General features: G+C 38.8%; 10 protein-coding genes. 8 read left to right on the top strand and 2 right to left on the bottom strand.

Annotation, left to right across the window (positions count from 1 at the left end; genetic code table 11):
• The first annotated feature begins 5 nt into the window (after positions 1–5).
• Positions 6–524, top strand: a complete 519-nt coding sequence (locus L6E24_RS01760; protein ID WP_257743021.1) for a chemotaxis protein CheW — start codon at positions 6–8, stop codon at positions 522–524.
• Between the two features lie 32 nt (positions 525–556).
• On the opposite strand, the gene L6E24_RS01755 is transcribed toward L6E24_RS01760, so the two are convergent.
• Both L6E24_RS01755 and L6E24_RS01750 read right to left on the bottom strand, forming a co-directional pair.
• Positions 557–2,143, bottom strand: coding sequence for a hypothetical protein (locus tag L6E24_RS01755; protein WP_257743020.1), 1,587 nt, complete (start codon positions 2,141–2,143; stop codon positions 557–559).
• Positions 2,144–2,662: a hypothetical protein gene (locus L6E24_RS01750; protein WP_257743019.1), complete on the bottom strand. Its 519-nt coding sequence runs from the start codon at positions 2,660–2,662 to the stop codon at positions 2,144–2,146.
• 121 nt (positions 2,663–2,783) lie between these two features.
• Here L6E24_RS01750 and L6E24_RS01745 point away from each other — a divergent pair, with 121 nt between their 5' ends.
• From L6E24_RS01745 to L6E24_RS01715, 7 genes are all read left to right on the top strand, one after another.
• Positions 2,784–3,104 (top strand): hypothetical protein, encoded by a 321-nt coding sequence (locus tag L6E24_RS01745; protein WP_257743018.1) that lies wholly within the window; start codon positions 2,784–2,786, stop codon positions 3,102–3,104.
• A gap of 15 nt (positions 3,105–3,119) precedes the next feature.
• Positions 3,120–3,704: a hypothetical protein gene (locus tag L6E24_RS01740; protein WP_257743017.1), complete on the top strand. Its 585-nt coding sequence runs from the start codon at positions 3,120–3,122 to the stop codon at positions 3,702–3,704.
• Positions 3,705–3,936: 232 nt separating this feature from the next.
• Positions 3,937–4,119, top strand: a complete 183-nt coding sequence (locus tag L6E24_RS01735; RefSeq protein WP_257743016.1) for a hypothetical protein — start codon at positions 3,937–3,939, stop codon at positions 4,117–4,119.
• 98 nt (positions 4,120–4,217) lie between these two features.
• Positions 4,218–8,309 (top strand): UvrD-helicase domain-containing protein, encoded by a 4,092-nt coding sequence (locus tag L6E24_RS01730; RefSeq protein WP_257743015.1) that lies wholly within the window; start codon positions 4,218–4,220, stop codon positions 8,307–8,309.
• 229 nt (positions 8,310–8,538) lie between these two features.
• Entirely contained in the window at positions 8,539–10,299 is a 1,761-nt protein-coding gene (locus L6E24_RS01725; RefSeq protein WP_257743014.1) for a PAS domain-containing protein, read from the top strand.
• Positions 10,296–10,481 (top strand): hypothetical protein, encoded by a 186-nt coding sequence (locus L6E24_RS01720; protein WP_257743013.1) that lies wholly within the window; start codon positions 10,296–10,298, stop codon positions 10,479–10,481. Before L6E24_RS01725 ends, L6E24_RS01720 begins: the two co-directional genes overlap by 4 nt.
• Positions 10,465–13,221: a DEAD/DEAH box helicase gene (locus tag L6E24_RS01715; RefSeq protein ID WP_257743012.1), complete on the top strand. Its 2,757-nt coding sequence runs from the start codon at positions 10,465–10,467 to the stop codon at positions 13,219–13,221. Before L6E24_RS01720 ends, L6E24_RS01715 begins: the two co-directional genes overlap by 17 nt.
• Positions 13,222–13,543: the final 322 nt, after the last annotated feature.

Here is a 13,543-nt window from a genome sequence, read left to right as displayed (position 1 = left end):
ACTAAATGTCATCAGCAATAGATATCGTTGAATTTGAACTTGGGGGGGAATTATATGCCCTTGACATCAATCTGGCCCGTGAAATAGTCGAGATGATGCCAATAACACCAATCCCAAGATCAGCAGATTACATCTCAGGAATAATAAATCTCAGAGGCGAGATTACAAACATTGTAAATCTTGCAAAACTGCTTAAGCTGCCTGAAAAGGATGCTGAAAATAAAAATATCATTGTTTTGACAAATACAGACAGCAGAGGGTCAAAAATAGGCATTATAGTTGATTCTGTTCATAGCGTAATGCAGATCTCAGAAGAAGATGTTGAACAGATCAATGAGAATATGGCCTCCGATTTAAACACCTATGTTAAGGGAATTATTAAGGTCAGTGACAAAAACGGATTTTCCGAACAGCACGGAAACTACAGCAGCCTGATAATATGGCTTGACCTTGCCAAAATACTGGATGAACTGGTAATTAAAACAAAGAGCAGTAAACCAGTAACAACTGAACAGATAACATAATTTTTTTTGGCTGATCTGCGTTCATATGCCCATCACATCATAACAAGTCCGGAATCTTTTACATATTTAACACAGTAGCCTTTCTCTTCAGCAAAACGATAAAATAGCTGCTTTATCAGAAGAATGTCGTCCCTTTTTTTGTCAAAGGAGGATTCAAGAGAGCACCAGCCAAAAGCTGCAATCTCCTCAGATATTTTTCTGTCAACCTCATCTTTCAGCCTTAATTTCTTCTCTTCCGGAAGTTCGGGATTGCAGAGTTTTGAAAATGTGCGGGAGAATGGATCTCCGGAGTTATATGAAATACATCCTGTTTCAGGGTCATAAAGGCAGACGGATATACTTCCGCAGGAATTGTTTGGAGCACTCTCATTTCCGGATATGACTGATCTGCATTTATCATCAAAACCGGTCGGTGAAGCGGCAAAGAGGAAGGCATGGATTTTATTGCCAGTACAGTCAGACCTGACATTATCCATAATAATATTTAAGTCTTTTAGCCCTGCCGGCAGGCAGTCACAGGAATACCTTGCATATTCAGCCTGCCTTGAGATAAAAGCAACATAAATCCGGACTTTTTCTTTCCTGCCAAAGATCTTCTTCTCAATAAGATCAATCTTTAATGAACTGTTCCTTGGAATATTCAGATAATCATCTGAAGAGAGATCAAATCTCTCCTTAAAGTACTCCGGTGGATTAACCTTATCCTCACGGATCCCACAGACTCTGTATTTCTTTTCAACTGATGATACAAAGTCAGAAAATTTAAGGCCAAATCTGTTCAGGAGATTAATTTCATACTGTCTGGCTTCTCCGGAAGTCACATATCTGCCGGGATTTTCAGCATATTCCTCTCTTTGGTTTTTATCCGGTACAGCCCAGTTTAATCTCTCTTTTAAACCTTCAATTTCCTCTCTGCAGCGGGATATCTCCTCATCTTTTCCCGTTAGCTCCCCGGAGAGTTTATCCTCCCGGCATCTGAGGTCATCAAAAATCTTTTTTCTCTCGTTCTCGCCTGAAACACTGGCAATTCTTCTCCCTTCATCTTCCCATATCCTGATCAGTTTTACAAGATAATCAGAATCCATGATTAAAACCGAAGCTGCCTCATTTATCTTCTTTTTAATTTCATCCCATCTCTTATGGAAAAAATATCTCAGAGAAGGTCTTATTTCAGCAGAATCCAGGATTTCATCAAATCGTGAATCACCAAAGAGATAGTAATTTCTCAGAATTTCCATTACATCATTATCTTTTTTGATGATCTTCTTCTTTAAATCTTCAGAGGAATAGATCTCAATTATTCTCATCCTCTCAAAATGTTCATAGGCTCTGTACTCAGCTCCGGAAAAAATATCAGTTAGAGCTTCAGATCCTTCATCTTTAAATGTGGAAGAGAGGCAGAGAAGTGAAGCATCAAATATACCTCTGAAATGAATATCGAGGTCATCCAGTATATTTCCGCATTCCCCGTCAACAAACATCTCCCTGTTAATCTTTATACGATTCCAGAGTAAAATCCTCTTTTCAGGCGGCTCATGGCGGATGAAAAGGCCCTCATTGAGCACCTGTTTTGATGGCTTTGCCAGTTTGGTTATGCATGCCGGATCTTCACTGCTCATCTAAAAGCCTCCAAGAAAAGTTTTCATCTCTTCATCAATTCTGTCATGTAGAAATTTTGCAGAACTGGCATATCCTGATATTTTTATTATGGTTTCAGAGCCTGCCTTATTATCTGTTATTGATATCTCTATCTTTGCCTGCCCTTTCTTTGTGGAGGCAGCATACCGGACAAATCCATTATCTCTGAATTCATACTGGGCATTTATCTTGGCCATTATGTAGCCCAGAAATTTTTCAATTACATCCCTGCCGGCAGATGAGTGGTATCTAAGCACTTCTTCACGGGCTTTAATCTCAGGCTTATGGGTGTTTGCTTCAAATACCTGGACCTGCTCCTTTCCGGCATCAAGCCTTGAGTATAAGTCATCCAGAAATGAGTCAATATTCTTATCTTTAAACCGTATAACTATTCCTTTTTCCCGGGCAATATCTGCTTTATCACGCCATCTCTCAATTGTATAATCAATTCGTTTGCGTTCGGCATCGGAGAAGTAATCCACGAACACAATATAATCCATATTATTTATTTGGCGGGTGGACATATATAATTGTCTCCATATGGGATGTGGTTTCAGAGCGAATAATATTAAACATCCGAATTGGAGAAATATTTATTATGTTGTAAAAACAACATTATGAATGGTGATTGAACTGAATATCCTTACAACACCGCATAAAAATCCGGGGAACAGACTAATATCAGGGGATCTGAGGGGAGAGGAGCTTAAACTTAAAAAACGGATAAATCTCTCAGCCAAAGGATTTGAGGGAATTATTGATGATTTAAACCAGATCCTCTTTATGGATGTCGCTGAATCAGATGGAGATCTCGGTGAGACTGAAAAACAGCTTATTGAGGCATGGAGCGGTGTTGAATCGGGATCAATCAATACCGGGGATGCAGAATATCTCCTTTCAGTTGAAAAAAATCCTGAAAAAAGTTTTGATGAAGATAACTGACAGGAGTTATGAATAATGAGAATTTTCCAGTTTAAAGGCAAAAATAAAGAACTCTACGAGCTTCCGCTCAATGTCTTAAAAATCCGTGATGTTCACCTCTCAAAAAAATCTGATGAACTCGGTTACGAGATTTTCCTGATTGAGGATCGCATCAAAGAATTATACAAAGAAGCAGGAAATTCAGAGACAGAGAGTGAAGAGGTCAGTATTGCCAGACGGATTGAATCGCTGATATACAGAAGAGAGATCAAACTCAGTTCACAGATAAGCCTTGAAAATGAATACAGGGCACTTTCAAACCTGATTGTCTTAAAAGAGCATGAAAACGATCTCAAAAATGCCGGCATCTGGAACAGTCTTTCAGGGGCAAATCCGGAAAGACTGGAATCGTGGCTCTCCAGAATGAATCTGAGGGATAAGGATCACAATGGCATTATTGGCGAAATTATCAGTATAACATCTGAATCTGCGGATATTAGAGATGATGAGATAGATGGGGGTCTTGAGCATATCCTCAAAAATATAAAATCAGTCAGAAATGGTGATTTAGATCCAAAAAATGCAGTTCCTGAAAGAATGCACGATAATTTCCGGCCATAATCTAAGAGATTAAATGAGTGACATATCAGACATTACTGAAAATCCTTTAATTGGGTGTGAGTTATGCGAGTTATATCCGGAAAAACTGATGGGCAATATCAGGGGAAAAGAACAGATATGAACAATTCATGGGAAGAGCAAATATTGAACAGGAGTGAAAAAATATCTGAATATTCACTTCTGATGTTTAAGCCGAAATTTTTCCGGCAGTTAAACGGGTGGGTGAGGGTATTTGCAGGGGGAATCTGTTAAAGGGGCTATCTTCACCGGAAAAACCCTGAAGTACGGTCTGTTTAACAGGCCGTACCCTGACAGCCGGAGATTGTTATGGGGCAGGCAGAATGAAGATTTCTGTCTTTTTACTGATTCAGGGGGAATCAGTTTCCCGGATTTTTATTACTTCAGATCTGCCTGATGTCAAAATATCAGAGTTGGTGCAGGAAAAAAACTTATTTCAAAAATATTATCCTGAAAGGGGCATAAACACCATATATAAGATTTGTGGGATTTAAAATGCCGGTCAGATATTTCAGGGGGAGAAGAGGGGAGTATTTTCATGAGCTTGAACAGATAAAAGAAGTTGCAGGGGTTCTTGAAGGAGAGTTTAAGGACGAAAATGTATTTCTTTTAACAAATATAAAACTTGCAAAAACTGAGATTGACTGCATAATCCTGACTGTGAACGGGCCTGTAATTCTTGATCTAAAAAACTACTGTGGAACTGTTTATGGTGACGATTATCCACAGAAACCCTGGAAAGTTGTCACAAATTCCGGAGAGGAGACTGAGCTCCACAGAAATCTTTTTGACCAGTTAATAACCCAGAGGGGGGAATTTAACCGGCAGTATCAGAAGATCAGGGAGAAACATTTTGGATATATTGATCAGAAAGAAGCAGGAAGAATTGCAGCGTGGGGATATTTCAGAAAGGGGAGCACTTACCCTGACGGGCAGATCGACAAGTGGGAATTTCCCTGGTTTGCGGTTGTCACTGCTGACTCTCTTGCTGAAAGGCTCTGTTATAACAATACCGGATATGAACTTCTCGATGAGGAACTTGAGGTCATCGTAAAAGAACTTTATCTTGATGAATATGATTTTGATGTCCGTAAAAAAACAGTTCCTGACGGACAAATACCTACTAACATAAATGGGGGATCTAACGATGAAAATACGGATTTTACGGGTGTTTTTTACCCGGACGATCCTTTGGCATCTGGTATAATATCCATATCACCAGATGATGAACCAACAACTGACACAATATCCATACCGGAAGAATATGGACAAATATCCGGTATAATACCTATAACACCAAAAGAAAATTCACCATCATCAGATACAGGATTAGAATCCATCCGGAATAAAATGCCTGAAGAGAAGAATCCTGAAAGAATAATTCCAAAGAATAATTTCCTCCCGTCATTCAGAATTCCGGAGGACAACTCAGGCGAACCTCCGGTTGCTGAAGGATTTACATCAGAAGATATTACAGAGAGGCCAAACCCGCTTTCTGATGACCAGAAAAAGGCAGTTTTGTCTGACAGCAGAAAAGTGAGGGTTATTGCCGGAGCCGGCACAGGCAAGACAGAAGTAATTACAAGGAAGATACTTCACCTTCTTTTGGTACAGAAAGTCCCGCCTTCATCCATTGTAGCATTTACATATACAAAAAAAGCTGCCCGCAGTATGAAGGGCAGAATCTACGAACAGATTGAAAACCTTGCCGGAGAAGAAGCCTGTGCCAGACTGGGAGAGATGTACGTCGGCACAATTCACGGATTCTGCCTCAAACTTCTTCAGCAGAACTGTGGTTACAGGAATTACACTGAACTTGATGAACATAAAGAGATGGCATTTCTTCTCCGGACAGGCTGGAAATTTCTAAAGACTGACAGAGGTAATTATGCGGGTGAATGCAATAAATTCCTCAATTCACTTAATATCTATTATTCTGAACTTATTGACCCCTCAAAACTTGAAAGAGAAGCACCTGAATTTTCAGAATGGGTAAAATCCTATGAAAACGAGATGACAAAGTTCAGGTTACTCTCCTATAACAGAATGGTTGATCTTGCTGTCAGCCATATAATGGAAAAACCTGAAATCATCAGAAATATAAGGCATCTTATAGTTGATGAGTACCAGGATATAAACCATGCACAGGAGAAACTAATTAAACTGATTGGATTTTTGGCAAATCTCTTTGTGGTGGGGGATCCAAGGCAGACAATTTACCAGTGGAGAGGTTCAGATGATAAATGCTTTGAGAATTTCGGGAAGGATGCGCAGTCATTGTCCCTCAGTAATAACCGCCGCAGTGGAAGAGAGATCATAGATTTCTCAAACAGCATTGCAAAGAAATCTGTTAAAAATTATGATGATCTGATTCCGGTACGTGAGTCGGAATCAGGAGTATTAATTATTGAGAACAATACTGATCTTTCAGAGGCAAAATGGATTGCAAAGCAGATAAAAAGATATGTGGACTGTGGTAAGTGCAGGTACAGGGATTTTGCAGTCATTTTAAGGTCTGTCAAAATATCTGCACCATTAATTATCAAAACATTCAGGGAAGAGGAAATTCCGGCGATAATTGCAGGCAATGTAAACCTTTTTAACAGTCCTGAGGTAGAGGGCATTGCCAAAATTATAATCTGGTTTGATAATGACGGGTACTATAAGAAGAAAAAACGGGATTATTTCATCAATGGCGATGACCTTTTATTCTCCGGAATTTCGGACTGGAAAGGGGCTGCCGGAGAGATATTTTCTGAAAATTATGAGAGTAAAATCCGTGCATTAAAAAAAGTAGTATTATCCGGAGGTTTTCCGAATCTCATTGATATTTATTATACTCTGCTTGAAATTCTGGGATATAAATCCCTTAACCCCGAAAATCCGGATGAATACACAATAATTGCAAACCTTGGCCGGTTTTCAGAACTTTTAAACGATTTTGAATCGGCAAACCGCATGGGCGGCTCACGATATCCGGTTGAGAACATACTCTCATGGCTGACTGAATATATCAATGCCTATGCCGCTGACAGTTACGGCGTTCAGACTTCCGATGATGTAAAATCTGCCGAAGCCGTTCAGATTGTGACAATACATCAGGCAAAAGGACTTGAATGGCCGGTTGTGTTCGTCCCTTCAATGAATCAGGGAATATTTCCATCAACAAAGAAAGGAGGTATAAAGGAGAAGTTAATTCCCTCCGGACTTTATGATGCCGAAAGATATGAAGGAAGCATGGAATCGGAGAGAAAACTCCATTACGTTGCCTCAACAAGAGCAAAGGATCTTCTGGTCCTCAGCTATTATGCTTACTATAACAATAAAAGCAAAGAACCCGGACTATTTATAAAAGATGCACTTAAAACAGGGGCATTTCCATTCATAAACGACAGGGAGAACCTGCCCGACATTGAAATATTATCAGTTCAGGAGAATGATGAAAATCTCATCTATACTGTCGGGGAACTTGTAAATTACAGAAGATGCCCCTATATGTTCAGGCTCAGATCTGTTCTGGGATATCAGTCAGGGATTGCAGATATGATTGGCTATGGTAATGCCCTTCATCACTGCCTCTACGAAGCTGCGGAAGAGATCAAAAACGGCAGCCATCCGGTTAACGCCGTTGTACACTCGGTTGATTCACGATTTACAATGCCTTTTGTAAACGAAGAGAAGCTTAATAAAATTAAATCTTCTGCAAAAAAACAGCTTGCACGGTTTGCAAGTGAAAATGAACAGGATATGAGGGTCATTAAAAATGTTGAATCTAAGGTGGAATTTCCTGCCAACGGTACAACGATCTCCGGAAGGGCAGACATCATACTCAAAGACGGCGAGGGAATTGAGGTCAGGGACTACAAAACATCAGATACAGTTGCCACAGATGAGGAAGTTGCCTTTCAGGTTCAGTTATATTCGCTTGGATTTAATAGTGCAGGTGAAAAAGTGAATGCCGGCTCTGTAGCCTATATTAAAGACTGCATACTCAGAGATGTCGATGTCAGTGATGAAAGCCTCACCAATGCAAAAGATATGGCTGTTGATTATATCCAAAAGATTGGCAGCCAGGAGTTCTGCCCAAATCCGGGGGAGATATGCAGGAGATGTGATTATAAATCCATATGCAGATGGAAGGAAGGAGAGATTGACCATCCGCGGTTTTATGGCATTGATAATGACGGAAAATATGGCAGTAGTTATGAAAAAGCCGGCAAACATTGCACAATGGATAATGAGACTAAAAGCAAAAACTATGCGGACCGGACAGATATGAAATATTCACCAGTAAAATCCGGAACCGGCAGTGCTGTTGATGACAGGAACAATAATCCAGAATCTGATAATTATAGTCAGATAATTTCTGCATGTGATGCATTATTAAATGAACTGCACAGTGCCAGCCCTCCTTCCTCACTGAAAGCCCTCTCAGAACTGAGAAGATATACTGAAGGTGAGGCAGAAATAAAGGCGAAGAGGTTATATGACCGGATAAAATTAAGGGTTGACAATAAAATCCCTATTCTTCCGGACGAGATTGTCTCTGCCGGAGAAAGTCTTGCTGATATGATGCTCAGAAGATGAAGTTTACCTGATGCACTGTTACTAATTAATATTCAGTCAGATTTTTTCACTTTTTATTGCTCTTCCTGCGTGCTCTGCTCAATCAACCTGAATTTTATGTGATATGAACATTTATGTGGCATATGTGATACGCATAAACCGGACATTTATGGTAAAATATAACCCAGATATATAGGACACTTAAAAAACAGATGTATGTATATACATAAATTAAAGATAGAGGAAGATTTTGATTTCAATACTTATCATAGATGATAAACCGCCTGTAGTTGATATTGAAGAAATTGTTACTGACAGGAATTATCCCTTCAGGTTAAAAACAATTACAGAGATTCAGGAAGCCCTGAAAGAGATAAAGAGCAATAATCCGGATATAATTATAATTAACAGCAGAAAAAGCGATCTTAATGTTCATAATTTATTAAGGGGAATAAAAAAAGAACTAAAGCCAATCCCGCATATAGTATTAATCTCCAGTTTTAAACCGGAATTTATCAGTGAATGTGTAAGTCATGGGCTGAATATCCACCTGATTAATGAGGATAACACGGAAGAGGAACTGAGAAAATTAAACTTATTTCTCAGTAAATATTCAGAACTTTACGAGGAGAGAAATATTAAATCATTAAAAGATGCAAAATACCGGTCTCTGTTAGAGTCAATGGATGATTCAATTTACATGGTTGACTCCGACTGCCGTTACCTCTACATGAATAGAAAGCATCTCATGCGTCTTGGGAAATCAAGTGAACTGTACAGAGGAAGGAGATATCAGGACTTCCATGCCGAATCTGAATACAGAAAATTTTCTGAGATCATCAGCAATGTTTTTGAAACCGGAAAAATTTTCCGGGAAGAGTACAACTGTGACAGATTCAGGTTAAACAGAACCTTTACTCCGGTCAGTAATATTGAAGATGACAGTGTGGTTGCAGTAAATATTGTATCCAAAAGAAGGGGTCCGTCCGGCAGAGAAGGTACAGGTAATACTGAAGAGAATGATACAGGTACTGAGGAAGAGGACAAATCAGTATATGTAGTTGACAGAGAATGCCGGTATTTATCTATAAACCAGGCACATCAGGAGAGGCTTGGGCTGAAACCTGAATATATATACTCTGGAAAGAGATATGCGGAGTTTCATCCGGAAGGAAAAAGTGAATCCTTTGCAGAAATTATAACAAAAGTATTCTCTGACGGTGATTATTTCCTTGATGAGTACAGCTGCTGTGAAAACCATTTTTCCAGAAGATTCTGCCCGGTAAAAGATCCTGAGACTGATAAAGTCATTGCAGTGACTGTGATCTCCTCCAATATAACCAGCCGGAAGATCTCAGAAAAAAGCCTGATTGAATCAAATAAAAAACTTAACCTCTTAAACAGCATAACCAGGCATGACATACTGAATAATCTGACAGCTTTACAGGGCTATCTCGAAATTTTAATAGAAGATGCTCCGGATGAGAAAAACCTGAAATATTTCAGGATTATGAAAAAAGCCTCAGATTCAATACAGGACCAGATCTCCTTCTCTAAAGACTATCAGGATATAGGGGTTGAAAAACCCGTATGGCAGGATGCTGATGAGTTAATAAGAAAATCCTCTTTATCATTATCTATGGGAAAGATTGCAGTACATTCAGATTTAAGTGGACTCAGGATTTTTGCAGACCGGATGGTTGAGAAAGTATTTTATAATCTCATCCAGAATGCAGTATCATATGGGGGTACAATCACTGAGATTAATTTTACTGCAACCGAAAAGTCTGATGAATTAATAATATTGTGCAGAGATAATGGCACCGGCATTCCGGATGAAGAGAAGATGAAAATATTTCAGAGAGGATATGGCAAAAATACCGGACTGGGATTATTTTTATCAAAGGAGATATTATCAATAACAGGAATATCAATCATGGAAAGTGGAACCTATGGAGAAGGGGCATGTTTTGAAATTAAAATCCCACGTCTGGTATATTCATTCAAATGATGTGTACAGAGCAGGAAGAGAGAAAAGCAGTTCTGACAGAGAATAATATATCTCCTGCCGGTGCAGGTACAAACGAAATCTGTGAGTACATAGCTGTATTTGACTTTTCAGCCATACATATTTCCACACTTCAGAAAAAAGATACTATAATTTTCAATACAGGAGATGAGAATAATCACTGACAATTTTAAAGATATAAACCTGGAATTTAATTTCAAAAGAAGAACCGGCAATCCTGTCATTCTTTTTTACATCAATAATATAGAATATATGATTGTTCCCGCTTTTGCTGAGGATCTCTTATCCGGAAAAACAGAGAGGGCAGATGTCTGGAAAGGTTCAAAAAAACCCGGATATCTTAGTATAACCGGAGATAAATCCGGCAGTGGCAAAAGAGAGCTTGAAATTCATATAAAAGATGTTATTTACAGAGTACCATTGGAAAATTTCTCTTCTGTCATTGAGAATGAGAGTAAAATACATGGCAAAATTGACCTTGAAGAGGTAATTAAGAAGAACAAAGAGCAGACCCTTATAATTGAAAAGGAAAATAAAGTCCGGAAATTAAAAGAAAATGCCCGGAAGTCTGAAGGAAAAATAAAAAATTCCAGGAGATATGAGGTAATAGATTTCAGCGGAGATATCCCCGGACTGATAAAATCCTTAAAGGCAAATTCCATGTTTAAAGCCGGAATTGTTGAAGAGAAGATTATTGAAGAAAAACCTGCTGTATTTGAAAATCCACACCACTGTGTTTATAAAATCTATGAATTCCTTAGAAATGAAGGCATTCAGCTATATAGTCACCAGACTGAGACGATTGAACATGCCATTAATGGCAGAAACGTAATCATCACAACACCAACTGCAAGCGGAAAATCACTTGCATTCATGGTTCCGATAATCAACTCAATAATCAATAACCCAAAATCAAGGGCATTGCTGATCTATCCGACAAAGGCTCTGATATCCGACCAGTTAAAATCAATACGTGAGATGGTTGGAAAGATAGATCCGGCAATAAAGGTTGAAAAATATGACGGGGACACAAAACCTGATGAAAGAAAGAGAATCCGGCAGAATAAACCCTCAATATTAATAACAAATCCTGATATGCTGCATATAGGAATATTGCACAATCATAAACAGTGGTCGTTTCTCTTCTCAAACCTAAGTTACGTGGTGATGGATGAGGCACATACATACAGGGGTGTATTTGGTTCACATATTGCTCTTCTTACAAGAAGGCTGAAACTTATTGCAGGAAGATATAACTCTGATCCAAATTTTATTCTCTCATCCGCAACCATTGCAAACCCTGTAGAGCATGCAGAAAACCTGACAGGAGAGAAATTTGTCCTTGTTGATAAAAACGGTTCAAAGACAAACGAAAAGACATTCATATTCTATCAGGCAGATAAACCGTCACAGGTAAAACAGACCGCTGAACTGCTTGCATATCTTTCATCTTCCGGTATTCAGACGCTCTGCTTTGCAAAGACCAGAAGGTCCACAGAACTTATTGCAGATGCGGCAAAGAAGATCGTCAGGGAAGAGAGTACATATAACTCCACAAAACCCTGCAAAATTGTATCCTACCGGTCAGGGTACCGCTCAGGTGAAAGAGCAGAGATCGAAGCCGGGATAAAATCCGGGAAAACAATGGGGATTTCTTCAACAAATGCACTTGAACTTGGGATAGATATAGGCTCTCTTGACTGTGTAATTATCTCAGGCTATCCGGGTTCAATAATGTCCACCTGGCAGCAGGCAGGGCGTGCAGGAAGAAAGTACAGTTCTTCACTCGTTATATTTATGGGATTTAACAACCCGCTTGAGAAATTTATAATCAACAATCCGGATGAATTCTTTAATAAACCAAGTGAACATGCAACGATAGATACCTCAAACAAATATATCCTGACTGACCACCTCATCTGTGCACTGATGGAAAACGGGGAGCTTTCAGCAGAGCATAACAGCATATTTAACTGTGATATAGATGAAAAATTAGAGAAAGCAGCAGCATCGGCATTTTATAAACACCTGATTAAAAAAGACAAAAATAAGTGGTATCCTGTTGAAAAAAAGCATATTCAGGGCGATGTTCAGATCAGAAACGGGACATCCGGTGAAACATTCAAAGTTATCAGCCGGAATAAAGTAATAGAGACATTATCTAAAGAGCAGGTATATCGTGAAGGGCATGAAGGTGCAATTATACTTCATGGTGATGGCAGATATCGTGTTTCTAAACTTGACTTAAAAACTCACAGTGTATATGTCACAGAAGAGAATACCGAAAATCATACCATTGCTGAATCTGATATAACTGTTAAAACTGGCCGGATTTTAAATAAAATTCCGGTGGGAAAACTTGAGATAAACTTCAGCCAGATGATAGTGCAGGAGAGATATACAAAATACTCAGAACATGACTACAAAGGAAAGATATCTGAGTATTGCCTGAATCTTCCTCCGGTATCAATAGAAACAAAAGGGCTGTGGTTTACAATCCCAAAAGAGGCTATAGATAAATCAGGACCGGACCTGAAAACATCTGAGATCCTCAAAGGGTTAAAAGGCGTTGAAAATATACTCTCTGTTGTGATTCCGCATTTTGTCCTCTGTGATCACAATGATATAAGGTGTGCTGTATATGATAAATACGGACCGAAAAACGAGGCGACAGTCATAATATTTGACAATTACATGGGTGGTGTCGGATTATCTGAAAAAGCACAGAAGGAGTTGTACAATATTTTAAAGATGGCACTCAACATTGTCCAGAGCTGTAAATGTAAAAACGGGTGCATTTCATGTATATATTCGTATAATGACGCAGAAGAGCGTAGACCTGACAAAGAGATGACCATAACAATCCTGAAAGATCTGTTACAGCAGTTTAAATGTCAGGAATAATAACAATAATAACGACAACAATAATAATAATGGTAATAATGATGGTGGCAATAATCCCATACAACCCAATTTTTTTATCCTGAGTCTGGTTAATTCACAGGGGCAATAGTTTTAGTCACTAAATACACATACTGATACATTTAGGTTGTGTTTATTATGGCTCGTCATTTTTCTTTGCCGTCAGTAATTCTGATATTAACCATATGTTTAATATTCAGCATTCAGCCGGTTTTGGCAGAAACATCGTTAACAGATGAGAATAATTCAATTTTTACGGGAGTAAAATATCAGACCGGTCAGACTGATAATTTATCCGATTTAA

Origin of the sequence: Methanoplanus endosymbiosus, from assembly GCF_024662215.1 — an archaeon.
In the GTDB taxonomy this organism is placed as follows: Archaea; Halobacteriota; Methanomicrobia; order Methanomicrobiales; family Methanomicrobiaceae; genus Methanoplanus; species Methanoplanus endosymbiosus.
Note: the sequence above shows the minus strand (reverse complement) of the source record. Positions and strands in the feature narration are given on the sequence as shown.

Bases quoted from the DNA above. Each gene is read 5' to 3' on its own strand.
- L6E24_RS01760 (WP_257743021.1), top strand. From the start codon at position 6: ATGTCATCAGCAATAGATATCGTTGAATTTGAACTTGGGGGGGAATTA.
- L6E24_RS01755 (WP_257743020.1), bottom strand. From the start codon at position 2,143: ATGAGCAGTGAAGATCCGGCATGCATAACCAAACTGGCAAAGCCATCA.
- L6E24_RS01750 (WP_257743019.1), bottom strand. From the start codon at position 2,662: ATGGATTATATTGTGTTCGTGGATTACTTCTCCGATGCCGAACGCAAA.
- L6E24_RS01745 (WP_257743018.1), top strand. From the start codon at position 2,784: ATGGTGATTGAACTGAATATCCTTACAACACCGCATAAAAATCCGGGG.
- L6E24_RS01740 (WP_257743017.1), top strand. From the start codon at position 3,120: ATGAGAATTTTCCAGTTTAAAGGCAAAAATAAAGAACTCTACGAGCTT.
- L6E24_RS01730 (WP_257743015.1), top strand. From the start codon at position 4,218: ATGCCGGTCAGATATTTCAGGGGGAGAAGAGGGGAGTATTTTCATGAG.
- L6E24_RS01720 (WP_257743013.1), top strand. From the start codon at position 10,296: ATGATGTGTACAGAGCAGGAAGAGAGAAAAGCAGTTCTGACAGAGAAT.
- L6E24_RS01715 (WP_257743012.1), top strand. From the start codon at position 10,465: ATGAGAATAATCACTGACAATTTTAAAGATATAAACCTGGAATTTAAT.